We start from the raw sequence: 26119 nt of genomic DNA on the forward strand, positions 1-26119 counted from the left end.
AATTTAGCGGTTTTGATGATATAATAGAGAAAAAAGAAAGCATTAAGTAAAGTGAAAAATAGTCAGCAAAAACAGCAAGCAAAAGCTTTTATCAAACGTTGGGAAAATCGTGGGAATGAACGTCAAGATAGTCAGTCTTTTTGGCTTGACCTTTTACGTTCAGTCTATGGAATCGAAAACCCTGAGACCTATATCACTTTTGAAGACAAGGTTATGCTTGATCACACCAGTTTTATTGATGGCTACATCGATAAAACTAAGGTTTTGATTGAACAAAAAGGGGCTAATAAAGACTTAAACAAAGGCATTAAACAGTCAGATGGTTCTTTTTTGACTCCTTTTCAACAAGCAAAGCGTTATTCTGCTAACTTAGCTTACTCTAAGCGTCCACGTTGGATTGTGACCTGTAACTTTAGAGAATTTTACGTCTATGATATGGAGAAGCCCAACAGTGAAGCCATAGTAATTACGCTGGATGACCTTGACAAGGAATTTTACCGCCTTGAGTTTTTGGTGGACAAGACCAATGAACACTTAGAGCGTGAGAAGCAGATTTCCATGCAAGCTGGTGAGATTGTAGGTGATATCTATAAAACACTACTCAAACAATATATCAACCCTGAAAGCCCAGAGAGTTTGCACGCTATTAATCAGCTTATTGTCCGCTTAGTTTTCTGCCTCTATGCAGAAGATGCTGGTATCTTTGGACGTAAGTCTATGTTTCATGATTACTTGGTGCAGTTTTCAAGTAAGCAGATGCGAAAAGCGCTCATAGAACTTTTTGAGGTGCTAGATACACCGATTAAAGATAGGAATCCTTATTTGGAGGAGGATTTAGCAGCTTTTCCTTATGTCAATGGGGGAATGTTTGCGGAGAAAAATATTGAAATTCCTAGCTTTACAGATGACTTGCGTGATTTGCTTTTAAAACGTGCCTCCTCTAGCTTTGATTGGTCAAACATCAGCCCAACCATTTTTGGTGCGGTGTTTGAAAGCACCTTAAACCCTGAAACCAGACGAAGTGGTGGCATGCACTATACCTCTATTGAGAATATCCATAAAGTGATAGATCCTCTCTTTTTAGATGAGTTAAGAGATGAACTCAACACTATTCGCCAATTCAAAACACCAAAGATTGTTGAGCAAAGAGCAAAGCAATTCCAATCGAAATTGTCTAGTTTGATCTTCTTTGATCCTGCTTGTGGGTCGGGGAATTTTCTAACAGAGATTTACATCAGTTTACGTCGGTTAGAAAACGAAGCTATCAAGCTTTATATGGGGGATAGCGTACACTTGGACGTTCAGGAACTGAACTTGGTTCAAGTCAAAATCAATCAGTTCTATGGCATAGAAATCAATGACTTTGCGGTATCAGTCGCTAAAACAGCGCTCTGGATAGCAGAAAGTCAGATGCTAGAAGCAACGAAAGAAATTGTCTATGCGGAGCTAGATTTTTTACCGCTCAAATCTTATACCAATATTGTCGAGGGCAACGCTCTGACTCTTGACTGGGAGACAATTGTACCAAAAGAAAAGCTCAACTACATTATCGGCAATCCGCCGTTTGTGGGCTATACTTTGCAAACTAAAGTTCAAAAAGAAGCTATTAAATCAGTTTATCTTGATGAAAAAGGAAAGCCTTATAAGTGGGCAGGAAAATTAGATTTTGTCGCAGGCTGGTTTTATAAAGCTAGTCAGCTAATGCAAGGAACAAGCGTACAAACAGCCTTTGTTTCTACAAATTCAATCACTCAAGGGGAACAAGTGGAATTTGTTTGGCGTCCTCTTGTTGAGCTTTTTAACATAAAAATAAACTTTGCCTATCAAACTTTTAAGTGGGAAAGTGAAGCAAGCGAAAAAGCAGCAGTTCACTGTGTTATTATAGGTTTTGGTAATCAAGAAACATTTCCGAAATATCTCTTTTTAGGAAATAGTGTAAAAGAAGTACAAGAAATCTCACCTTATCTGATAGAGAGTCCGACCATTTTCCTTGAAAGTAGGAGCAAGCCGATTTCCACTCAGTTACAAATGCATAAAGGAAGCCAGTCCACAGATGGAGGAAATCTTTTATTTTCAGAAGAAGAATACAATGCGTTTATAAAGAAGGAGCCTCAAGCGAAGAAATTTATAAAACCATATTTAGGATCGAAAGAATTTATCAATAATATTCCTAGGTATTGTTTATGGCTTATTGATGCTAGTCCTAGTGAATTAAATCAAATGCCTCTTGTGAAACAAAGGTTAGTAGCTGTTAGGGAGACACGATTAGCTAGCTCTAAGAAAGCAACACAGAAATGTGCAGATACTCCACATCTATTTCAAGAAAACAGACAGCCAACAAGTGATTATTTAATTGTCCCTACTATTAGTTCAGAGAATCGTCGTTATATCCCAATAGGGTATCTTACACCAAAGACAGTTCCAAGTAATGCAGTACAGATAATTCCAAATACTAGTCTATGCCATTTTGGCATTCTGACTTCTAATGTTCACATGGCTTGGATGCGAGCAGTGGCAGGTAGACTGAAATCAGATTATATTTATTCTAATAAGGTTGTCTACAATAATTTTCCATGGGTAAATGCAGATAAGAGCACTCAGAAAAAAATCACACAGACTGCTCAGGCTATTCTTGATGCACGCGCCCTCTACCCAAACGCTAGTCTTGCCGACTTGTATAACGATTTGACAATGCCTGTTGAACTTAGAAAAGCTCATCAGGCCAACGATAAAGCGGTTATGACTGCTTACGGACTAATCAAAGTTGTAGATGGCAAGAAAACATGGCTATCTGAGGGTGAGACGGTGGCACGGCTTTTTGAAATGTACGAAGAAATGACGAAATAAGAACGCTTTCATTGCTATTCTCCGAATAGTCTAGTAGGAGGTGTGTTGATGTTAGTAGCATACGATAGCGAAAATCAACTGGTAACAGTATTGGAGAAAATCCCTAAAAAGCAGGCTTTTTCCTGTCCTGCCTGTAAGCAACCTGTCAGACTCAAGGTTGGTAAGGTTATGCGTCCACATTTTGCACATATCAGCCTTAAAGCGTGTCACTTTTATAGTGAAAATGAATCTGCCGAACATCTAAACTTAAAAGCCGAACTCTATAAATCATTATCTAAAAAGGTAGAAGTGGCAGTAGAACACGTTTTGGATGAAATCGGTCAAATTGCAGATGTCTGGGTGGGCAATCGTCTAGCGCTTGAGGTGCAGTGTAGCCGTTTATCTGAAAAACGCCTCATAGAGCGTAGCCAAGCTTATCATCAATCAGGTATTCATGTCGTATGGTTGTTGGGCAAAAAATTGTGGTTAGGTAAACGTATCTCTTCTTTGCAACAACAGTTTTTACAATTTTCAAGAAATATGGGATTTTATTATTTTGAACTTGATGACAGAAAACGCCTTATCAGACTCAAATATCTCATTTATCAAGACCTAAAAGGACAAGTTTACCATTTAACGAAGACTTGTTCGTTTGATGAGGATGTGCTTGCTTTTTTACGTCTCCCTTATCAGGCTCAGGCAGTGAGCCACTATAGTGTCAAGCAGGATGAGAAGCTTCTGACCTATATTCAGCGACAGATTTATAATGGAAATCGCTATTGGTTAAGAAAACAAGAGCAAGCCTATCTTTCTGGTAGTAATCTACTTGGACAACCTCTGTCAGCATTTTTTCCGCAAGTACGACCATTTGATAACCGTCAGCTTTGTCTTGTCACTGAGGATTTGACTTGGTTTTATCAGTCTTTTTACAGCTACTATCAAAAGCTAGGCTATAATTCTATACAAATGCTTTATTCGCCAGCATTTTATGGTAAAATAAAGGAAACTAAAGGTTAAGGAGAGAAATGATGTCAGATAACCGATCAATGATTGATAAGAAGTATCAGTGGGATTTGAGCACTGTTTTTGAGAGTGATGAGGTGTGGATTCAGGAAATAGAAGCTCTTTCAGAAGCTATCGATGAGGCAAAATCTTATGCTGGGCATTTGCTAGATTCAGGGCAGCGTTTGCTAGATATTACTGAATCAAATCTAGCCTTATCCCGTCGTTTAGAAAAAGTTTATGTCTATGCCTCTATGAAAAATGACCAAGATACGACAGTCGCAAAGTATCAGGAGTTTCAAGCAAAAGCAACGGCACTTTATGCTAAGTTCAGTGAGGTTTTCTCTTTTTATGAGCCAGAATTTATGAAACTTGATGAGGATACCTATGCGCAGTTTTTAAAAGAAACACCAGATTTGAAGCGCTATAGTCATTTCTTTGAAAAACTGTTCAAACGTCAAAAACATGTCCTCACACAAGCAGAAGAAGAGCTACTAGCAGGTGCGAGTGAGATTTTCAACGCAAGTAGTGAGACTTTTGAAATCCTCGATAATGCCGATATTGTCTTTCCATTTGTCAAGGATGAAGCAGGTAATGCTGTTCAGTTAAGTCATGGAAATTTCATCAGTCTGATGGAGTCCAAAGATCGACAAGTTAGACGAGATGCCTATGAAGGACTTTACAGTGTTTACGAACACTATCAACATACTTATGCTAAGACCCTACAGACAAATGTTAAAGTACACAATTTCGATGCGCGTGTGCGTAAATATAACTCAGCTAGACAAGCTGCTCTAGCTGGCAACTTCATTCCAGAAAGTGTCTATGACACGTTAGTTGAGACGGTCAATGAGTACTTGCCTTTATTACATCGCTATGTTGCTTTACGCCAACAAGTGTTAGGTCTTGAAAACTTGAGGATGTATGACCTCTACACACCATTATCAGAGATGGATATGGCTTATAGCTATGAGCAAGCTCTCAAGAAAGCGCAGGAAGTGTTGTCTGTTTTTGGTGAGGATTATCTCACACAAGTGAAACGTGCTTTTAGCGAACGTTGGGTTGATGTCAAGATAAATAAAGGTAAACGCTCAGGTGCTTATTCTGGTGGTTCTTATGATACTAATGCGTTTATTTTGCTCAACTGGCAGGATACTTTGGACAATCTTTTTACGCTTGTTCATGAGACAGGACACAGTATTCACTCAACCTTTACTCGAACTAATCAGCCTTACGTTTATGGAGATTACAGCATTTTCTTGGCTGAAATAGCTTCAACTACTAATGAAAATATTTTGACTGAAACGTTGTTGAAAGAAGAGTCAGATCCTAAAAAACGCTTTGCGATTTTAAATCATTACTTAGACGGTTTCAAAGGTACAGTCTTTCGTCAAACACAGTTTGCTGAGTTCGAGCAAGCTATTCATCAAGCGGATCAAGATGGTGTGGTTCTAACAAGTGAATATCTTAATACTCTCTATGCTGACCTCAATGAAAAATATTATGGGCTTAAAAAAGAGGATAATCATTTTATCCAGTATGAATGGGCAAGAATTCCACATTTTTACTACAACTATTATGTTTTTCAGTATGCGACAGGCTTCGCAGCAGCTAGCTACTTAGCTGAACGCATTGTCCACGGTGAAGAAGCTGATAAGGAGGCTTATCTCAATTACCTCAAAGCTGGAAACTCTGACTATCCGCTCAATGTCATTAAAAAAGCCGGTGTGGATATGGAAAGTAAGGACTATCTCACAGCAGCTTTCAAAGTTTTTGAAGAACGCCTTATTGAACTTGAACAATTAGTGGCAGATGGTGTTCACTTATAATCTAAATTCCCTTAGAGCTAACTAAGGGAATTTTTTAGGATAGATTAGAGAACTTGTTATTCCAAGCGTTGTTTTGAAATTCTGAAAATGTTACAATAAGTTCTGTTTTATTCTTTTAACAACTGCTAAAAAGAAACGAAGTGTATTTGGAAAGGTTGATTATGACAGCATTTATTTGGGATTTAGATGGGACATTAATTGATTCGTACCAAGCCATTATGAAAGCGCTCGAGGTGACTTATAAGGCGTATGATTTTCATGATTGGGACAAAAAGACTATCTACGCTTATATTTTACAAGAGTCTGTGGGGCAACTTTTGGAGAAAAAATCTAAAGAAACAGGTATTGCCTTATCGCAGTTAAGAGATTTCTTTAGTGATGAACAAACTAAACGTGATGATAGTATCAAACTTGTACCATCAGCTAAAATGACGCTTGCTTGGGCAGATTATCATGGTATCCAACAGTTTATGTATACACACAAAGGCATAAGCACGCAAGCTGTTTTAGAGAATTTAGGCATTAAGCATTATTTCACAGAAATTTTGACAGGTGATTCAGGTTTTGAGCGTAAACCTCATCCAGAAGGTATTCATTATCTTATGAAAAAATACAATCTTAAACCAAGCGAAACCTATTATATAGGAGATCGAAAACTAGATGTTGAAGTGGCTAGAAATGCTGGTATTTTCTCTATCAATTTGACTCAACCCACAAATCTCATCAATCAAAACATTCAAGATTTGTTAGAAATTAAGACTTTGTTTTCAAAAGAAAATGAAATCCAGATAGACGGTTCAGCTAAAAACACCATCTAATCCAAAAAACTTTCAGCGAAGTTTGTTATTTTTTGATATAATGGTACTTATGGTTCATTCATATTCAAAAAATGCTAATCACAATATGCGTCGACCTGTGGTTAAAGAAGAGATTGTTCGTTTCATGCGAGAACGCCAGCAGCAACCTGCAGGATTTTTGGCTGAGCTAGAAGTTTTTGCAAGACAAGAGAATATCCCTATCATTCCACATGAAACGGTAGCTTACTTTCGTTTGTTAATGCAAATGCTACAACCTAAAAATATCTTAGAAATTGGCACAGCTATAGGATTTTCAGCCCTTTTGATGGCTAATAATGCTAAAGAAGCCAATATCACAACAATTGATCGTAATCCTGAGATGATTGCTTTAGCGAAAGAAAATTTTGCAAAATATGACAAGAGAGGGCAAATCACCTTGCTTGAGGGAGAAGCAGCGGAGCTTTTAATGCATTTAGAAAGCTACTATGATTTTGTTTTCATGGACTCTGCAAAATCGAAGTATATCGTCTTTTTACCAGAGATTCTCAAGCACATGCCTGTAGGTGGTGTGGTGGTTCTTGATGATATTTTTCAAGGTGGTGATGTCGCAAGACCTATTTTAGAGGTTAGGAGAGGACAGCGGACGATTTATCGAGGATTACAACGTTTATTTGACGCTACTTTAGATAATCCAGCTTTAACTGCTTCACTTGTACCACTAGGAGATGGGCTGCTCATTCTGCGTAAAAATAAAGAGGAAGTTATGCTACCAGAAAATTAAGCATGTTTTAAGAAAATATGATATACTAATTAGGATTGGTGTATGCTACCATTAGTACATATCAGTGAAGGAGATAAATATAACAATGAAAAAAAGCCGTAAAATCGCAGCAGGACTCGTTACCTTATTGTCTATAGCAACACTGACTGCTTGCTCATCATCAAAAGATTCTTCTGTCATTACGATGAAAGGTGATACTATTACTGTTTCAGACGTGTATAATCAAGTTAAAAGTAATTCAGCAACACAACAAGCTGTGTTGACGTTGACCCTTCAGAGAGTTCTTCAGCAACAGTATGGCGATAAGGTCAGTGATAAAAAAGTGAGTCAAGCTTATAACAAAGTCGCTGAACAGTACGGAACATACTTCTCTGCAATCCTTGCTCAACAAGGTTTGACAGCAGAAACTTATAAGCAACAGTTGCGTGTGCAATTACTTGTTGAAGCTGCAGTCAGTGAAGCGGCGAAAAAGGAATTGACGACCAAAAACTATAAGGCTGCTTTCAAAAACTATGTCCCTGACACCAAGATTCAAGTTATCAAACTAGATTCTGAAGATACAGCAAAATCAGTCCTTGAAGAAGCTAGAGCAGATGGTGCTGACTTTGCAAGCATTGCTAAGGAAAAAACAACTGAGTCAGATAAGAAATACGAATACACCGTTAACTCGGCAACGACGAGCTCAACTTTACCATCAGCAGTATTGAGCGCTGCTTTATCACAAGATGTTAATAGTGTTTCGGATGTTATCACTGTTTCGGAATCAAGTAGTTCTTCTTATTATATTGTGAAAGTGACGAGTCGTGAAACAAAAAAATCCAATTGGAAAGATTACAAGAGTCAGTTGAAACAAGTCATTTTAAACGAGAAGAAATCAGATCAAAGCTTCCAAAATCAGGTTATCGCAAATGCGCTTAAAAAAGCTAATGTTAAGGTGAAAGATACTGCTTTCAGTAGTATCATGTCTGCTTATATCAATAACAGTTCAAGTGGTACATCTTCTTCATCAAGTTCTTCAAGCAGTTCAAACTCATCATCTAGTGAAGCAAGTTCAGAAGCTAGCTCAACTGAAGAAAGTAGCGCAGCTTCTGAGTAGTCAAGAGAAGTGTCTAAAGTTTTGAAAAATTAATAAAAATAGTTTTATAACCCAAGAGAGCAATGAAAATTGTTCTCTTTTTCTATGTTTTCGATGATGAAAATGTTACGAAGAGATGTCATTTGAAATAGTCAGACCAGAAAAATTATGTGCCAAACAAAGACAGTCAAGACATTTAATGATTCTATCTATAAAGCAACAAAAGGTTGGTCTTGTGATAGAAGAGTTGATTCTTAAAACGTGGTTGAATGTTCAAACTAAGATAATATGATAAAAGTCAGCTAGGTAAGGTAAAATATGATTTACTGACTTTTTCTTGACTCAAAATCAGATAAGAAGTAAAATTAATAATAGTCAGAAAATAGGTGAAGAAGATGATTGAGAATTTAGAATAGAAAAGAGTAAATTGCAATCTGATTTTTATTGGAGATTGTTATTACAATTTTTCAATCATATCTTATGTTTCGAATCTTTATTTATTAATTTGAATCTACTTTTTAGCTTTTCACAAGGCGGTTGAATTTTAAAAATCAGAAATTCATTTTAAAAAATAAGGATTGTAAATATTAGGAAAGTTATTTTTAATCAGGATAAATTTCAAATGAATGGTATCAAAAGTTGGGAGAATTGAGATGAAAAAAACGTTATTGGTAACTGGTGGAGCCGGCTACATTGGTTCACACACTGTTTTAGAACTTTTAGAGCACCGCTATGAAGTTGTCATTATTGATGATTTGAGCAATGCCAGCGAAAAAGTTATTGGTACTATTAAAAAATTATCGAAGCAGAATGACAGTTTATCTTTTTATAAAATTGATTTGAAAGATATTACCAGAGTAGAAAAAGTTTTTCAAAAACATCGTTTTGATGGTGTTATTCATTTTGCAGGTTATAAGGCTGTAGGTGAATCGGTGATTAATCCGTTAATGTATTATGAAAATAACTTATTCTCAACTATTAACCTTCTTAAATTAATGGAAAAATATAAGGTTTTTAACTTTGTTTTTAGCTCCTCAGCAACGGTCTATGAGACTATCTCCGAAATGCCGTTTCATGAATGGAATACTCTAAACGCTTCTAGTCCATATGGGCGAACGAAACAATTTATAGAAATGATGTTGAAAGACTTGTTTATTTCAAATTCAAATTGGAAAATTGTTTGTCTAAGGTATTTTAATCCATTGGGTGCACATGAAAGTGGAGATTTAGGAGAGGATCCAAATGGAATTCCGAATAACCTTGTTCCTTACATTACACAAGTTGCAGTTGGAAAGCTACCATTTCTAAATATATTTGGAACTGATTATAATACACCTGATGGTACTTGTATTAGAGATTATGTCCATATTAATGACTTAGCATATGGTCATAGAAAAGCTTTAGAATACATTTTTAGTAACAACAAAGGACTTTATGAAGCAATTAATTTAGGAAGTGGTATTGGGTATAGTGTATTTGATATCTTACATCATCTTGAAGAAGTCATTGGGGAGTCAATTCCCTATAAAGTAACTGATCGCAGACCAGGAGATATTGACAAATCACTTGCAGATATTTCAAAAGCAGAAGAGCTACTGGGATGGAAGCCAAGGTATGATATTATGAAAATGTGCCAAGATACGTGGAGGTGGCAACAGAAACATCCAAATGGTTTCAATGAAGAATAAAAAGAAGTCAAAAAGATACATTAGAGGAATCTTTTGATATAAATGTGGTGCTATTTTTCAAAAAAACATACACAGTCTTAATGAGTTATATATTCCAATCAGTGAGTGGAAATTTATATTTTCAAACCTCAGCGCAGTAAAAAGAAAAGGAACTGTAATTGCTTTAGTTCCTGCTACTGTTGTTACAGATACTACTGGTATTGATTACGAATATAAAAAAGAATTATTAAAAAATCATACACTTGAAGCAGTTGTCTCTTTGCCAGAGGAACTATTCTCTAATAGTAAGACATCCGTGGTTACAGTTGGGATTGTAATGACTGCTCATGTTCCACATCCGCCACTTAAAGAAACATGGTTTGGTTATTGGTGAGATAAATTTGTAAAGACCAAGAAATATGGACGTTCAGATGCAAATAATTGTTGGAGTGAGGAAAATGGATTAGAGGCTTACTGGTTAAACGCATTCTTTAATCGTAAAGAAATCAGTCAATTTGATTCGTTTGTATAGTTTAATTACCTACAGCATAATTATATTTTTAAAATAAAATGAAATGCACAACGTGAAAGTGGTATTTTTGAACAAATTGAAGTTGAAACACACTTCCAATAATCAAGTTTTATCATTACCACCTGATTATTGGAATATATAATTAATTAGAATTTTACTTGACTTAAGATTTAAAAGACTGTATAATGAAAAGAAATGTGGTGCTGTAGCGCCTATTATCAAGAGGATACTTTCAAACACTAGAGACAGAAAATTGGCGGTCGTTGCGAGCCAAGGACAGTGTGATAGTTGGCTACTTGATAGTCATAATATAAAGATAAATGAGAATGACAAGTTCATTGAATGAAGGTGGTACCGCGGTTTTTCGCCCTTCGTGAGATGACTTGTCTTTTTTTGAAACAGTATTGCGGTGGCTCTGTAGGTGTTGTTAGTTGCATTGAATACCTGATATTTTCTATCTATGATAGGTGTGTGAAAGAATGTGATTAGACATCAACTGCCATCGTCTACGCAGAAAGGAAGTACAATTTTATGAAACAGATGACCAGCGCACAAGTGCGTCAGATGTGGTTAGATTTTTGGAAATCAAAAGGACATAGCATTGAGCCATCAGCTAATCTTGTCCCTGTCAATGATCCAACACTTCTTTGGATTAACTCTGGAGTTGCAACCCTGAAAAAATATTTTGATGGTTCTGTTGTCCCTGAAAATCCCCGCATTACCAATGCACAAAAAGCTATTCGTACAAATGATATTGAAAATGTTGGTAAGACCGCTCGTCATCATACGATGTTTGAAATGCTTGGAAACTTTTCAGTCGGTGATTATTTCCGGGATGAGGCGATTGCTTGGGGATATGAATTGCTAACAAGCCCTGAATGGTTTGATTTTCCAAAAGATAAGCTTTATATGACTTACTATCCAGATGATAAAGATTCTTATAATCGCTGGATTGAGATGGGAGTAGAACCTAGCCATTTGATTCCAATTGAAGACAATTTCTGGGAAATCGGTGCAGGACCTTCTGGACCAGATACAGAAATATTCTTTGACCGTGGTGAAGATTTTGATCCAGAGCATATTGGTATTCGCCTTTTAAAAGAAGATATTGAAAATGACCGTTATATCGAAATTTGGAATATTGTCTTATCTCAATTTAATGCTGATCCATCTATACCACGTAGTGAGTACAAAGAATTACCACATAAAAATATTGATACGGGTGCTGGTTTAGAACGCTTAGTAGCGGTTATTCAGGGGGCTAAGACAAATTTTGAAACGGATCTTTTTATGCCGATTATCCGTGAAATCGAAAAGCTGTCAGGCAAAACCTATGACCCAGATGGAGATAATATGAGCTTTAAGGTCATTGCTGACCACATCCGCTCACTTGCTTTTGCTATCGGTGATGGAGCGCTTCCTGGAAATGAAGGGCGTGGTTATGTTCTTCGTCGTTTGCTGCGTCGTGCTGTTATGCATGGGCGTCGCCTCGGTATTAAAGATACTTTCCTTTACAAGTTCGTTCCAACCGTTGGGCAAATTATGCAAAGTTATTATCCAGAGATTCTCGAAAAACGTGATTTCATTGAAAAGATCATCAAACGTGAGGAGGAAACGTTTGCTCGTACCATAGATGCTGGATCTAGTATGCTTGATGATTTACTAACAGAACTAAAGGCTGCACATAAGGATACACTCGATGGTAAAGCTATTTTCAAACTCTATGACACCTACGGTTTTCCAGTTGAGTTGACAGAGGAGTTAGCACAGGATCAAGGCTTTAAGATTGACCATGCTGGCTTTGAAGCTGCCATGAAAGAGCAACAAGAACGTGCGCGCGCTAATGTTGTCAAAGGTGGTTCAATGGGGATGCAAAACGAAACATTATCAGGCATTACAGAGCCATCAAACTTTGACTATGAACATCAAGAGTTGGAAGGGACACTGTCTGTTATTATCAGCGATAATAAACGCACAGAAATGGTTTCTGAAGGTCAGGCACTTCTCGTTTTTGATAATACTCCTTTCTACGCTGAGATGGGAGGGCAAGTAGCTGACCATGGAGTTATTCAAAATGCCAAAGGCGAAGTCCTTGCTCAGGTGACAGATGTTCAAAAAGCGCCAAATGGTCAAGCACTTCATACCGTAGAAGTTCGTGCCTCCCTTGCTATTGGTGAGACTTATCGTTTGCTTATTGATAAAAAACGTCGTCAACGTGTCATGAAAAATCATACGGCGACACATTTATTGCATGCTGCGCTTCATCATATCATAGGAGAACATGCTACACAAGCAGGCTCTCTCAATGAAACTGATTTTTTGCGTTTTGACTTTACTCACTTTGAGGCGGTGAGTACAGAGGAACTCAAGTGTATTGAGCGTGAAGTCAACGAGAAAATTTGGGAAGCAATTCCTATAACTACTATTGAGACCGATATTGATACTGCTAAAGGAATGGGAGCTATGGCACTCTTTGGTGAAAAATACGGTAAAGAAGTCCGTGTCGTGACCATAGGTGATTATTCTATTGAGCTGTGTGGAGGTACACACGTTAATAATACATCTGAAATTGGCATCTTTAAAATTATCAAAGAAGAGGGGATTGGATCTGGAACACGTCGTATTTTAGCGGTGACAGGGCGTGAAGCTTACATGGCATTCCGTAAAGAGGAAGAAGCACTCAAGTCAATTGCTCAAACGCTTAAAGCACCGCAATTGCAACAAGTTCCAAGTAAAGTCGCAACGCTTCAAGAGCAAGTTCATAAGCTCCAAAAAGAAAACACAAGTTTGAAAGAAAAAGCAGTAGTTGCAGTAGCTAGCGACATCTTTAAGGAGGTCAGAGAAGCAGCAGGTAAACGCTATATTGCGGCTCAAGTTTCTGTATCTGATGCTGGTGCACTTCGTACTTTGGCAGACAAATGGAAACAGCAAGATTACTCAGATGTATTGGTTCTAGCGGCTGTTATCGGTGACAAGGTGAACATCCTTGTGGCAAGCAAATCAGGTGATGTTCATGCTGGCAATCTTATCAAAACTATTGCTCCAATTGTCAATGGTCGTGGTGGTGGTAAACCTGATATGGCAATGGCAGGAGGTAGTGATGTTTCTGCTGTCCACAAACTTCTTGCATCGATTGGAGAGAAACTTTGACGAAAAAAACGAACTTTATGTTCGTTTTTTTTATATCGTTTGAATCATTGTGTAAACAAAAACCAATTTATGATAAGTCTGTTTTTGTTAGTCAATCTCAAATAAGTGAGGGTAGGATAGGGTTAATGCCGTCAAGCAGACAACGACAATAATCCATGTGGCAAGACCGGCAGGAACGTTCACTGTCAGAGAGTACCAGACAGCACCCATGCCTTTTGGAGCATAAGACCCCCAAAAGAGGAATCCAGCCACAAAGTGAAAGAAATAGCGTACAGCACAGGCGATAAAAGAAGCTAGATAAACTGTTGTAAGAGCTTCATATTTTCGCTGTGTTTTTAGTTGTTTCTGAAAACGATTAGCAAAAAGCCCTGCAAGCCCCATGACTGTAAAGGCGATAAGGTACTCAATGATGACTTGGCTAAGATTGAGATAGTAGACTTTTCCAAGAATAAAGTGCAAGAGTCCCCAGATAAAGCCGCTTACCAAACCATGCTTGAGTCCACGGCGTAGGCAGATAAAAATAAGAGGAATGGCACCAAAAGATGGTGTAATCCATGAAGCAAAGTCGGGGATAAAAGATAAAACCATAGCCAAAGCGGCAAAGAGAGCTGTCTCTATAAGTGCTCTGCTGTTTGATGATGTTGACATAAAAACTCCTCTCAAATCAGAAAGGAGTTTTGTGTCTTGCGTTCAAATAGTATATTTAACCGTTAATGTCACAATCCCTACGCTCGTCCTAACGAGATCAGGTTAGAGGATTTCGCAAATGCGATCTCAGCTCAAAGCACTCCTTTGTGATATGTAATTACTGTTAATTTAGCAAGAAAAACACATTTTGTCAATTAATTTGTTTTATCAAGGCCATAGAGATAGTCATCATCTGTCATGGCTTCAACAGTTCCAAGGAGGTAGCCATTACCAACTTGTGAGAAAAAGTCATGGTTAGATGTACCTGTTGAGATACCATTCATGACAATAGGGTTAACGTCGTTTGCTGTATCGGGAAAGAGTGGATCTTGCCCAAGGTTCATAAGCGCTTTGTTAGCATTGTAGCGCAAGAAAGTCATCACTTCTTCAGTCCAGCCAACTGCATCGTATAGTGTGTGAGTGTACTTTTCTTCATTTTCGTAGAGCTGATAGAGGAGATCATACATCCATTCACGAAAGTCTTCTTGTTCTTGCTCAGATAATTCATTAAAGCCCAATTGGAACTTATAGCCGATATAGGTACCATGCACAGACTCATCTCGTATGATAAGCTTGATGATTTCAGCGACGTTAGCTAGCTTATTATTACCAAGATAATAGAGTGGTGTAAAAAAGCCAGAGTAAAACAGGAAAGTCTCAAGATAAGTTGAGGCAACTTTCTTTTGTAAGGCACTGCCATTTTGATAGATATCGTTAATAATATGCGCCTTTTCTTGTAAGTATTCATTGTTATTAGTCCACTCAAAGATGCTCTCAATTTCAGATTTAGTATTTAGGGTTGAAAAGATAGATGAATAAGATTTAGCGTGGACAGACTCCATGAATTGGATGTTGTTGAGGACGGCTTCTTCGTGCGGTGTACGGACATCAGATCGGATAGCTTCAACGCCAGATTCAGATTGCATGGTATCAAGTAAAGTCAGCCCTCCAAATACTTTTCCTACCAAGTCTTTTTCGGTATCTGAGAGCTTGCGCCAATCATCGAGATCATTAGACAGGGGGATACGTGTGTCTAACCAAAATTGCTCAGTTAATTTTTCCCATGTAGACTTATCGATAATATCTTCAATTTCATTCCAATTAATAGCTTCATAGTAAGTCGGCATTCTATTCTCCTTTGGTAAAACATGATACAATCAGATGTGTTATAGTTTTTGTAACAACTTTTTGGCTGTTTCCTCAAAAGTTGTATATTATTAGATAACGCAACTTTCACATTGATTAGCTCCTACCTCATCGCCATCATCTGTATAAGTGCGAATGTAGTAAATAGATTTGACCCCTTTATTAAAAGCGTAGTTGCGTAGGATAGAGAGATCTCGTGTAGTTTGTTTAGATTGTTTCTTCCACTCGTAGAGACCTTCAGGAATTTCACTACGCAAGAATAATGTGAGAGAAAGACCTTGGTCAACATGTTCTGTCGCTGCAGCATAGACATCAATCACCTTTCGCATGTCCATATCGTAAGCAGAAGTGTAGTAAGGAATCGTATCAGTTGACAAACCGAAAGCAGGGTAGTAGATTTTTCCGATTTTCTTTTCTTGGCGCTCTTCGATACGTTGTGTGATGGGATGAAGTGAGGCCGATACGTCATTGATATAGCTGATAGAACCATTAGGTGCTACAGCTAAGCGATTTTGATGATAAAGCCCATCTGCTATAATTGCATCACGTAGGGCAATCCAATCTTTCGCCTGTGGGATAAAGTGCCCTTTAAAGAGTTTTTTGACTTGCTCTGATTTTGGGACAAAGTCTCCCATTATATACTTATCAAAGTAAGAACCATTAGCGTAGTCAGATTTTTCAAAACCAACAAAGCTTGTTTTGCGTTCACGGGCTATATTGTTGGATTCAACTAGTGTCCAATAGTTCATCAACATGAAGTAAATATCGGTAAATTCGATAGATTCCTTGCTACCATAGTGGATATGATGTTGTGCAAAGTAGGAATGTAATCCCATTGCTCCAAGACCAATCGTGTGTGCTTGCTGGTTACCATTTTTTATAGTTGGTACGGCTTCAATATTTGAGTTATCTGTTACAAAAGTAAGAGCACGTGTCATCGTTCTTATAGAATGTCCAAAGTCTGGGGAGGTCATCATATTGACAATATTGGTAGAACCGAGGTTACATGAAATGTCTGTCCCCATGACTTCATATTCTTGAGCATCGTTGATAAGGCTTGGCTTTTGGACTTGCAGTACCTCAGAACAAAGGTTAGACATGATGATTTTACCATCAATAGGATTGTGACGGTTAGCAGTGTCGATATTGATAATATAAGGGTAGCCAGATTCTTGTTGGAGTTTTGAAATTTCTGTTTCCAAATCACGCGCCTTGATTTTGGATTTGACGATATTTGGATTTTCTACCAGTTCATCATATTTAGCTGTAATATCGATATAGTTATAAGGTACACCATACTCACGTTCAATAGAGTAAGGGCTAAAAAGGTACATATCAGCATCTTTACGCACTAGCTCGTAAAATTTATCAGGAACGGTGATACCTAGTGATAAGGTCTTGACACGTATTTTTTCGTCGGCATTTTCCTTTTTAGTTGAGAGGAAGTTGAGAATATCTGGGTGGAATACATCTAAGTAAACTGCGCCAGCTCCCTGACGTTGTCCCAGTTGATTAGAATAAGAAAAACTATCCTCAAACAGTTTCATGACGGGCACAACGCCAGATGCTGCGCCAGCATAGCCCTTAATCGGTGATCCAGCTTCGCGCAGATTGCTGAGCGAAATACCAACACCTCCACCGATACGAGATAACTGCAGTGCTGAGTTGATTGAGCGTCCGATAGAGTTCATATCATCTGTCACTTGAATGAGAAAACAAGAAACAAATTCTCCGCGGCGACTACGACCAGCATTTAAAAAGCTAGGTGTAGCAGGTTGATAGCGTTGATTAATCATCTCAACAGCTAAGTCGCAAGCTAGCTGTTCATTACCATCAGCAAAGTAGAGGGCATTAAAAAGGACACGATCTTCAATGTTTTCTAAATAATAATTACCATCATTTGTTTTGAGGGCATATTGTTGATAAAATTTATAGGCTGCCATAAAGGACTTAAAGCGAAATTTGTGCTGTTTTAAGTCTTGTGAGAGCTTTTCGATAAATGTAGGAGTGTACTTATTGATAAAGGAGCTCTCAATATAGTCATGTTTAACAAGATAGTTGATTTTATCTGTGATACTGTCAAATGGCATCATATTTGGCTTCACATTTTCAACAAAAAATGCCCGTAAGGCTTCTTTATCTTTATGAAGTGGGATTTGTCCATTGATGGGACGATTGATTTCATTGTTTAGGCGAAAATATGATACATCACCCAAGTTTTTTAAGCTCATAGGATTTCCTTTTTCTATTAAGATATCGTACGATTAGATAATGTCTTTGAGTTTATTTGGTTGAAAACCAGAAAAGCGAACATCATTAGCTTCAATAACAGGAACTGCCCTAAAACCAATATTGACAAGGTATTCAACCTTTTCGGGGTGTTCGTCGATATTAATCTCTTCAAAGTCAGCTCCGTTTTGCTCCAAAAATTTCTTTGTCATTTTGCATTGCATGCAGTTATTTTTTGAAAACAGCGTAATCTTAGACATAGTCATTCTCCTTTAACAATTGATACCCTTTTAGCATATCCCAATATGGACAAAAAAGCAAGCCTTTTATTTTAAAAAACACAAGATATAGTGTAATAATCATTTAATAAACCTAAATATTGTGATTTATCTTTTTAAATAAAATGAATTCCTTTTATTTTTACTTAATAGAAGTTAAATGAAAATGGATGAAAAAGCAGAAATAAAAAAAACAACGGATAATAAAGGAGCTTTAAAGCTAGTATTATCAAGGAGTTAAAACATTTTTTGAAAATAAGAAATTTTATTTTGAAATTTTAATCTTGAAAATCAAATCAGATTGTGTTATAATTTTCATTTGTAAGGGTTATCATATAGGCAACCCCAAAATTTACAAATTATTTATTAAAGGAGAATCCAATTATGGCTTCAAAAGATTTCCACATTGTTGCAGAAACAGGTATTCACGCACGTCCAGCAACTTTGCTTGTTCAAACTGCTAGCAAATTTGCTTCAGACATCACACTTGACTACAAAGGAAAATCTGTAAACCTTAAATCTATCATGGGTGTTATGAGCCTTGGTGTTGGTCAAGGTGCTGATGTTACTATTTCTGCAGAAGGTGCAGATGCAGATGATGCACTTGCAGCAATCGAAGAAACAATGACAAAAGAAGGATTGGCATAAGAGATGACAGAAATGCTTAAAGGAATTGCGGCATCTGATGGTGTTGCTGTTGCCAAAGCATACTTACTCGTTCAACCGGATTTGTCCTTTGAAACTATTACAGTTGAGGATACAAGCGCAGAAGAAGCTCGCCTAGATGCAGCCTTGAAAGCATCACAAGACGAGCTTTCTGTTATCCGTGAGAAAGCAGTAGAAAGCCTTGGTGAAGAAGCAGCAGCCGTATTTGATGCTCACTTGATGGTTCTCTCTGACCCAGAGATGATTGGTCAGATAAAGGAAACTATTCGTGCGAAACAAGTCAATGCTGAAAGTGGACTCAAAGAAGTGACGGACATGTTCATCACGATTTTTGAAGGAATGGATGACAACCCATACATGCAAGAGCGTGCTTCAGATATACGTGATGTGGCTAAACGTGTCTTAGCTCACCTATTAGGTGCAAAATTACCTAATCCTGCAACTATCGATGAAGAGGCAATCGTTATTGCACACGACTTGACGCCATCTGATACTGCGCAATTAAACAAACAATTTGTAAAAGCCTTTGTTACTAACATTGGTGGACGTACCAGTCACTCGGCTATCATGGCACGTACTCTTGAAATTGCAGCTGTTCTTGGTACAAATGATATCACAGATCGTGTTAAGGATGGAGATACTGTTGCAGTCAATGGTATTACAGGTGATGTGATTATCAATCCGACAGACGAGCAAGTTGCAGAGTTCAAAGTAGCTGGTGAAGCATACGCTAAACAAAAAGCTGAATGGGCTCTTCTTAAGGATGCTGAAACAGTAACAGCTGATGGTAAACACTTCGAATTGGCAGCTAATATCGGAACACCAAAAGATGTTGAGGGTGTTAATGCTAATGGTGCAGAAGCAGTTGGACTTTATCGAACAGAATTCTTATATATGGATTCTCAAGATTTCCCAACAGAAGATGAGCAGTATGAAGCATATAAAGCTGTTCTTGAAGGTATGAATGGTAAACCAGTTGTGGTTCGTACTATGGATATTGGTGGGGATAAAGAACTTCCATACTTTGACCTTCCAAAAGAAATGAATCCGTTTCTTGGATTCCGTGCACTTCGTATTTCTATCTCTGAGACAGGAAATGCAATGTTCCGTACACAAATTCGTGCACTTCTTCGTGCTTCTGTTCACGGACAACTTCGTATCATGTTTCCGATGGTTGCACTTCTTAAAGAATTTCGTGCTGCTAAGGCAATCTTTGATGAAGAAAAAGCTAACCTTAAAGCTGAAGGTGTTGCAGTGGCAGATGATATCCAAGTAGGTATCATGATTGAAATCCCAGCAGCAGCAATGCTTGCTGATCAATTTGCAAAAGAAGTTGACTTCTTCTCAATTGGTACAAATGACTTGATTCAATACACTATGGCAGCTGATCGTATGAACGAACAAGTTTCATACCTTTACCAACCATACAACCCATCTATACTTCGTTTGATTAACAATGTTATCAAAGCAGCACATGCTGAAGGCAAATGGGCTGGTATGTGTGGTGAAATGGCTGGTGACCAGACTGCTGTACCCCTTCTTGTGGGAATGGGACTTGATGAGTTCTCAATGTCAGCTACCTCCGTTCTTCGCACACGTAGTTTGATGAAAAAACTTGACACTAAGAAAATGGAAGAATATGCAAATCGCGCTCTTACAGAATGCGCAACGATGGAGGAAGTCGTCGAGCTTGGTAAAGAGTACGTTAATGTTGATTAATTATTAAAGACACTTAATAAAAAGGTTAAGTGTCTTTTTTTGTGGTACTTGCTTAAAATCCTCCTCATTTTTGATAGAAGATAACTTTTCAAAATTTTCAGATTTTTATGTAGTAAATCGTTGCTAATTTCCTAAAAAATGATAAAATAGGAACTAACTTATAATTAGGAGGATTGACTTTTGACTAAAGCTTATAAAAACTATGTCAATGGTGAATGGAAACTTTCAGAAGAATCCATTGAAATTTTCGCCCCTGCAACTGGCGAATCGTTAGGAACTGTTCCTGCAATGACAACTGCAGAAGTGGATGAGGTGTATGCAAAGGCCAAGGCTGCACAACCAGCTTGGCGTGCGCTTTCATATGTCGATCGTGCAGCTTATCTTCATAAAGTAGCGGATATTTTAGTGCGTGATGCTGAAAAAATCGGTGCAGTCTTATCTAAAGAAATCGCAAAGGGTTATAAATCAGCAGTAAGCGAAGTTATTCGTACAGCAGAAATCATAAATTATGCTGCAGAAGAAGGGCTTCGTATGGAAGGTGAAGTCCTTGAAGGTGGTAGTTTTGAAGCTGCTAGCAAAAATAAAATTGCCGTTGTACGCCGCGAGCCTGTTGGTTTGGTACTTGCTATCTCGCCATTTAACTATCCCATCAATTTAGCAGGTTCTAAAATTGCTCCTGCCCTTATCTCAGGGAATGTTATTGCCCTTAAACCACCAACGCAAGGTTCTATTTCAGGTCTTCTTTTGGCTGAAGCATTTGCTGAAGCTGGACTTCCAGCTGGTGTATTCAACACTATTACGGGTCGTGGTTCAGTAATTGGTGACTACATCGTTGAACATGAAGCTGTTAACTACATCAACTTCACAGGTTCTACACCAGTAGGTGAACGCATTGGTAAATTGGCTGGTATGCGTCCAATTATGCTTGAGTTAGGTGGTAAAGATTCAGCTATTGTTCTTGAAGATGCTGATCTTGACTTGGCTGCTAAAAACATTGTTGCTGGTGCTTACGGTTACTCAGGTCAACGTTGTACAGCCGTTAAACGTGTCCTTGTTATGAATAGCGTTGCAGATAAATTGGTTGCCAAAGTTTCAGAACTTGTTAAAGATTTGACTGTTGGTATGCCTGAAGATGATGCTGACATTACTCCGCTTATCGATACAAAAGCTGCTGACTATGTTGAAGGTCTTATCAAAGACGCTCAAGATAAAGGTGCTAAAGAAGTTATTTCATTTAAACGTGAAGGTAACCTTATTAGTCCAGTATTGTTTGACAAAGTAACAACTGATATGCGTTTGGCTTGGGAAGAACCGTTTGGTCCTGTTCTCCCAATCATCCGCGTTAATTCAGTAGAAGAAGCTGTCGAAATTTCAAATAAATCTGAATACGGTCTTCAAGCAGCAGTATTTACAAATAACTTCCCACTTGCTTTTAAGATTGCTGGTCAACTTGAAGTTGGAACAGTTCATATCAACAACAAAACACAACGTGGTACAGATAACTTCCCATTCTTAGGGGCTAAGAAATCTGGTGCTGGAACACAAGGTGTGAAATACTCTATTGAAGCCATGACTAGCGTTAAATCTGTTGTCTTTGATATTGCAAAATAAAAGATGAAAAGAACTTTGTGAGCAAAGTTCTTTTTTACTATAAATTATGCTACAATATTTTTATAATATGACAATGGGGGATTTGTATGAAGCTACGAACCAATGCGACACAATTACAAGGTACCATTCGAGTGCCAGGAGATAAATCTATTAGCCATCGCTCTATTATGTTTGGTAGCCTTGCTAAGGGGAGAACTGTTGTTCATGATATCTTACGAGGTGAGGATGTCCTCTCCACTATACAGGCGTTTCGTGATATGGGAGTAAAAATTATAGATAATGGCGATAATATCATTATAGAAGGCGTTGGCTTTGATGGTTTAAAAGCACCGAAAAATAGACTCAATATGGGAAATTCAGGTACTTCTATTCGCTTAATATCAGGTGTTTTAGCAGGGCAAGATTTTTCAGTAGAAATGTTTGGTGATGACAGTCTTTCTAAACGTCCAATGGATCGCATTGCTGTTCCTCTTCGCCAAATGGGTGTGACCATCTCTGGACAAACTAAACGTGATTTGCCACCATTAATGCTAAAAGGGTCTAAGGATTTGCAACCTATCTACTATCATCTGCCAGTAGCTTCTGCTCAAGTTAAATCAGCACTTATTTTTGCTGCTTTACAGGCTAAAGGAGAGTCTGTTATCTTTGAAAAAGAAAAAACACGTGATCATACAGAGGATATGATTAAGCAGTTTGGTGGTGACATTACTATCAATGACAAAGAAATACGCATTTTAGGAGGACAAGAATTACTTGGTCAGGAAGTGGTTGTGCCAGGTGATATTTCAAGTGCTGCTTTTTGGCTGGTTGCTGGACTGATTGTGCCAAATAGTGAGATTATCCTCAAAAATGTTGGTATCAATGAGACGCGTACAGGTATTCTTGATGTCATTCGTTCGATGGGTGGAAAACTGCACTTATCAGATATTGATAAGATGGCAAAATCGGCAACTATTACAGTGGAAACGTCAGAACTGGTAGGTACAAAGATTGCTGGTGATCTCATTCCGCGCTTGATTGATGAATTGCCGATTATTGCTCTTCTAGCAACACAAGCAAAAGGTGAGACAGTGATTTGTGATGCTGAGGAGCTTAAGGTAAAAGAGACAGACCGCATCCAAGTAGTAGCTGATGTACTCAACAGTATGGGTGCTGCGATTACCCCAACCTCGGATGGGATGATAATCAAAGGAAAAACATCTTTGTACGGTACTAAGGTCAATACCTTTGGCGACCATCGCATTGGTATGATGGCAGCTATCGCAGCACAGGTAGCAAAAGATGGTATCGTTGAAATTGAACGAGTGGAGGCTATCAATACGAGCTACCCAACTTTCTTTGATGATTTGGAGGTATTAGGTCGTGGCTAAGATTTTAATTGGTTTTATGGGAGCTGGCAAATCAACGGTTGCTAGGCTCTTAGATTCTGATTATATTGATATGGATGAGGTTATCGCACAGCGTATTGGAATGCCGATTGCTGATTTTTTTGCTATCCAAGGTGAGAATGCTTTTCGTCAGATAGAATCTCAAGTTCTTGAAGAGTTATTAAAGAGTAATCATGTCGTATCAACTGGTGGCGGTGTTGTGACGAGTAAGAGCAATCGCCGATTACTCAGAAATCACTCAGATACCATTTACCTACGAGCTTCCTTTGAGACTGTGTATAATCGTATCCAGTCAGATGAAAGCACCGTTCGCCCCTTATTTATCAATAATAGCATGGAAGATTTCAAAGCGATATTTGACAGACGTTTGTGCTGGTATGAGGAGGTAGCAAGTCAGGTTGTTGATGTGGATAATAAAACCCCACAAGCTATTGTAGAGGTTATTAAATGAAAGTTGCTTATCTTGGACCAGATGGTTCTTTTACGCATGCTGTCGCTAGCAGAAGTTTTAGTTACGATGAGTTAGTACCTAGCGCAAATATCACAGAAGTTATCAAATTTTACGAAAATGGTAGCGTGGATTATGCTATCGTTCCTGTCGAAAACTCAATTGAAGGTTCTGTGCATGAGACCTTAGATTACCTGTTTCATCATGATGATATTGAAGCAGTAGCAGAGATTATCCAGCCTATCAAACAACAGTTACTGGCGATAGATACTCATCGCCCTATTGAGAAAATCCTGTCACATCCGCAAGCAATCGCACAAGGAAAACAGTATATTGAAACACATTATCCTCATGCAACAATCGAAACAACTGCAAGCACTGCCTATGCAGCTCGCTATGTTGCCGAACATCCTGAGTTGGCATTAGCAGCCATTGCTCCTCTACAAGCTGCTAATACCTACCATCTACAGGTGATTGCAAAAAATATTCAGGAAATAGATGAAAATTATACGCGTTTTTGGGTGCTTGGAAAGAACGCACCACACTTATCTTTGACAAAAGAGTCATCTAAAATAACTTTAGCTTTGACTTTGCCAGATAATATACCTGGTGCTCTTTATAAAGCTTTATCCGTATTTGCTTGGCGTAATATTGATTTGACAAAGATTGAAAGTCGCCCTTTAAAAACTGTTTTGGGAGAGTATTTTTTTATCATTGATTTGCTTGTACTGGAGGAAAAAGTGATTACTTATGCTCTTGAAGAGCTAAAAACACTAGGTATCACCTCGAAGATACTGGGTAACTACCAAGTGTATCGCATATAGTTCGCAATTAGAAAGTGTTAATATGATTCAAAAAAATGATATCATACGCATATCAATATCGGATCTTAGTCATGATGGAATGGGTATGGCAAAGATAGATGGTCTAGTCTTTTTTGTTGATAGCGCTCTTCCAGGTGAAGTGATTGATATGCGCGTGCTGAAGGTAAATAAACGTCTTGCTTATGGAAAGATTGAAGAGCTTATTGAGGCATCACCTTACCGTGTAAAGACGTTAGAAAGAGTTTATTTGCAAAGTGGAATTGCTGATTTGGGACATCTTTCTTATGAGCAACAGCTTCTTTTCAAACGCCGTCAAGTGAAAAATGTTCTTTACAAGACAGCTCATATTCAAGATGTTGAAGTCTTGGAGACACTTGGTATGGCTCATCCTTTTGCTTATCGCAATAAAGCGCAAGTACCTGTGCGCCGTGTGAATAATCAATTAGAAATTGGTTTTTTTAGAAAAGGATCGCATGACCTTATGCCTCTTGAAGATTTTCTCATTCAAGATAAGGAGATAGATCGACTTCTTGTTTTTGTTCGAGATATTTTGCGTCATTATGCGGTGAAGCCTTATGATGAAAAAGCAGGGACAGGTCTTATTCGTCAGTTAGTTGTCAGAAGAGGTCACTATACAGGTGAGATGATGCTGGTTTTGGTAACAACTCGTCCTAAGATTTTTCAAATTGATAGGATAATTACTGATATTGTCACTGCATTTCCTGCTGTGACCTCTATTATCCAAAATATAAATGACCAACAGACCAATGTTATCTATGGCAGAGAATTTCATACGTTGTATGGGAAAGACACGATAGAAGATGAGATGTTAGGAAATCGCTACGCTATTTCTGCTCAGTCCTTTTATCAAGTCAATACTGAGATGGCTGAAAAACTCTACCAAACAGCTATTGCTTTATCAGAGCTGACAAAAGAGGATGTTGTGGTTGATGCTTATTCAGGTATTGGTACGATTGGTTTGTCTTTTGCAAGAGATGTCAAAGCCGTCTATGGTGTTGAGGTTGTAGCACAGGCAGTTAAGGATGCTAAGGAAAATGCAGAGCGTAACGGTATTACTAATGTGTACTATGTCCATGGAGATGCTGAAGATGTGATGAAACGTTGGCAAAAATCTGGACTCAAACCAAGTGTTATTTTGGTTGATCCTCCCAGAAAAGGACTGACAGAATACTTTATTCGAGCAAGTGTTGCTATGAATCCTGAGAAAATCACCTATATTTCTTGTAATCCTGCAACTATGGCGCGTGATGTAAAACTTTATGAAATTTTGGGATATACACTTACAAAAGTCCAGCCTGTTGACTTATTTCCTCAGACACATCATGTCGAGGTTGTTGCTCTGCTCGTGAAAACGGACTAAAACCCATCGTTTCAGAGTTTAGAAAAGGCTTGATTTCAAGCCTTTTTTGAATTATTAATAGAAGTATCAATCTAACTGTCTGA

At 38.0% G+C, this 26119-nt stretch carries 20 protein-coding genes and 1 riboswitch; of the genes, 16 read left to right on the forward strand and 4 right to left on the reverse strand.

The genetic code is table 11. The features are described 5' to 3' along the window. Positions 1–51 precede the first annotated feature (51 nt). The 9 genes from NXS10_RS00555 (at position 52) to alaS (ending at position 13659) form a co-directional block, all read left to right on the forward strand. A complete protein-coding gene (locus NXS10_RS00555) occupies positions 52–2847 on the forward strand; it encodes a DNA methyltransferase (protein WP_259136535.1) in 2796 nt (931 codons plus the stop codon). Between the two features lie 48 nt (positions 2848–2895). Continuing rightward, positions 2896–3843, forward strand: coding sequence for a competence protein CoiA (locus NXS10_RS00560; protein ID WP_259136537.1), 948 nt, complete (start codon positions 2896–2898; stop codon positions 3841–3843). Positions 3844–3854: 11 nt separating this feature from the next. Continuing rightward, entirely contained in the window at positions 3855–5657 is a 1803-nt protein-coding gene (pepF, locus tag NXS10_RS00565) for an oligoendopeptidase F (RefSeq protein WP_259136539.1), read from the forward strand. Between the two features lie 155 nt (positions 5658–5812). After that, on the forward strand, positions 5813–6475 hold the full coding sequence (locus NXS10_RS00570; protein WP_259137308.1) for an HAD-IA family hydrolase: 663 nt from the start codon (positions 5813–5815) through the stop codon (positions 6473–6475). 49 nt (positions 6476–6524) lie between these two features. Beyond that, entirely contained in the window at positions 6525–7235 is a 711-nt protein-coding gene (locus NXS10_RS00575; RefSeq protein WP_259136541.1) for an O-methyltransferase, read from the forward strand. 85 nt (positions 7236–7320) lie between these two features. Continuing rightward, positions 7321–8331: a peptidylprolyl isomerase PrsA gene (locus tag NXS10_RS00580; protein ID WP_259136545.1), complete on the forward strand. Its 1011-nt coding sequence runs from the start codon at positions 7321–7323 to the stop codon at positions 8329–8331. A 632-nt stretch (positions 8332–8963) separates the two neighbouring features. Further along, on the forward strand, positions 8964–9998 hold the full coding sequence (galE, locus tag NXS10_RS00585) for a UDP-glucose 4-epimerase GalE (protein WP_259136548.1): 1035 nt from the start codon (positions 8964–8966) through the stop codon (positions 9996–9998). A gap of 115 nt (positions 9999–10113) precedes the next feature. After that, entirely contained in the window at positions 10114–10371 is a 258-nt protein-coding gene (locus NXS10_RS08610) for an N-6 DNA methylase (protein ID WP_373317973.1), read from the forward strand. 669 nt (positions 10372–11040) lie between these two features. Beyond that, entirely contained in the window at positions 11041–13659 is a 2619-nt protein-coding gene (gene alaS, locus NXS10_RS00590) for an alanine--tRNA ligase (RefSeq protein ID WP_259136551.1), read from the forward strand. Positions 13660–13746: 87 nt separating this feature from the next. Here the strand turns inward: alaS and thiT are convergent, their stop codons facing one another. The 4 genes from thiT to nrdH all read right to left on the reverse strand — a co-directional run bounded on the left by thiT (position 13747) and on the right by nrdH (position 17981). Further along, positions 13747–14307, reverse strand: coding sequence for an energy-coupled thiamine transporter ThiT (gene thiT / locus NXS10_RS00595; RefSeq protein WP_259136553.1), 561 nt, complete (start codon positions 14305–14307; stop codon positions 13747–13749). 57 nt (positions 14308–14364) lie between these two features. After that, positions 14365–14461, reverse strand: a riboswitch (TPP riboswitch). Between the two features lie 40 nt (positions 14462–14501). Continuing rightward, entirely contained in the window at positions 14502–15473 is a 972-nt protein-coding gene (gene nrdF / locus NXS10_RS00600) for a class 1b ribonucleoside-diphosphate reductase subunit beta (RefSeq protein ID WP_259136556.1), read from the reverse strand. Positions 15474–15563: 90 nt separating this feature from the next. Next, positions 15564–17723, reverse strand: coding sequence for a class 1b ribonucleoside-diphosphate reductase subunit alpha (gene nrdE / locus NXS10_RS00605; RefSeq protein ID WP_259136558.1), 2160 nt, complete (start codon positions 17721–17723; stop codon positions 15564–15566). A gap of 33 nt (positions 17724–17756) precedes the next feature. Then, on the reverse strand, positions 17757–17981 hold the full coding sequence (gene nrdH / locus NXS10_RS00610; protein WP_259136560.1) for a glutaredoxin-like protein NrdH: 225 nt from the start codon (positions 17979–17981) through the stop codon (positions 17757–17759). Positions 17982–18383: 402 nt separating this feature from the next. Between nrdH and NXS10_RS00615 the strand changes: the two genes are divergently transcribed. The 7 genes from NXS10_RS00615 (at position 18384) to rlmD (ending at position 26036) form a co-directional block, all read left to right on the forward strand. Then, positions 18384–18647 carry a phosphocarrier protein HPr gene (locus NXS10_RS00615; RefSeq protein ID WP_259136562.1) on the forward strand — a complete coding sequence of 88 codons (264 nt, stop codon included), beginning with the start codon at positions 18384–18386 and terminating at the stop codon, positions 18645–18647. Between the two features lie 3 nt (positions 18648–18650). Beyond that, positions 18651–20384, forward strand: a complete 1734-nt coding sequence (gene ptsP / locus NXS10_RS00620; protein WP_259136564.1) for a phosphoenolpyruvate--protein phosphotransferase — start codon at positions 18651–18653, stop codon at positions 20382–20384. Positions 20385–20564: 180 nt separating this feature from the next. Then, on the forward strand, positions 20565–21995 hold the full coding sequence (locus NXS10_RS00625; protein ID WP_259136566.1) for an NADP-dependent glyceraldehyde-3-phosphate dehydrogenase: 1431 nt from the start codon (positions 20565–20567) through the stop codon (positions 21993–21995). Between the two features lie 86 nt (positions 21996–22081). After that, a complete protein-coding gene (gene aroA, locus NXS10_RS00630) occupies positions 22082–23365 on the forward strand; it encodes a 3-phosphoshikimate 1-carboxyvinyltransferase (protein WP_259136568.1) in 1284 nt (427 codons plus the stop codon). After that, positions 23358–23834 carry a shikimate kinase gene (locus NXS10_RS00635; RefSeq protein WP_259136570.1) on the forward strand — a complete coding sequence of 159 codons (477 nt, stop codon included), beginning with the start codon at positions 23358–23360 and terminating at the stop codon, positions 23832–23834. The genes aroA and NXS10_RS00635 overlap by 8 nt, the downstream gene beginning before the upstream one ends. Continuing rightward, on the forward strand, positions 23831–24655 hold the full coding sequence (pheA, locus tag NXS10_RS00640; protein ID WP_259136573.1) for a prephenate dehydratase: 825 nt from the start codon (positions 23831–23833) through the stop codon (positions 24653–24655). Before NXS10_RS00635 ends, pheA begins: the two co-directional genes overlap by 4 nt. A gap of 22 nt (positions 24656–24677) precedes the next feature. Next, the gene (gene rlmD, locus NXS10_RS00645) at positions 24678–26036 is read left to right on the forward strand and encodes a 23S rRNA (uracil(1939)-C(5))-methyltransferase RlmD (RefSeq protein ID WP_259136575.1); all 1359 of its coding nucleotides are present in this window, start codon (positions 24678–24680) and stop codon (positions 26034–26036) included. The last annotated feature ends 83 nt before the right edge of the window (positions 26037–26119 follow it).

It is taken from the genome of Streptococcus sciuri, from assembly GCF_024814375.1.
Classification (GTDB): domain Bacteria; phylum Bacillota; class Bacilli; order Lactobacillales; family Streptococcaceae; genus Streptococcus; species Streptococcus sciuri.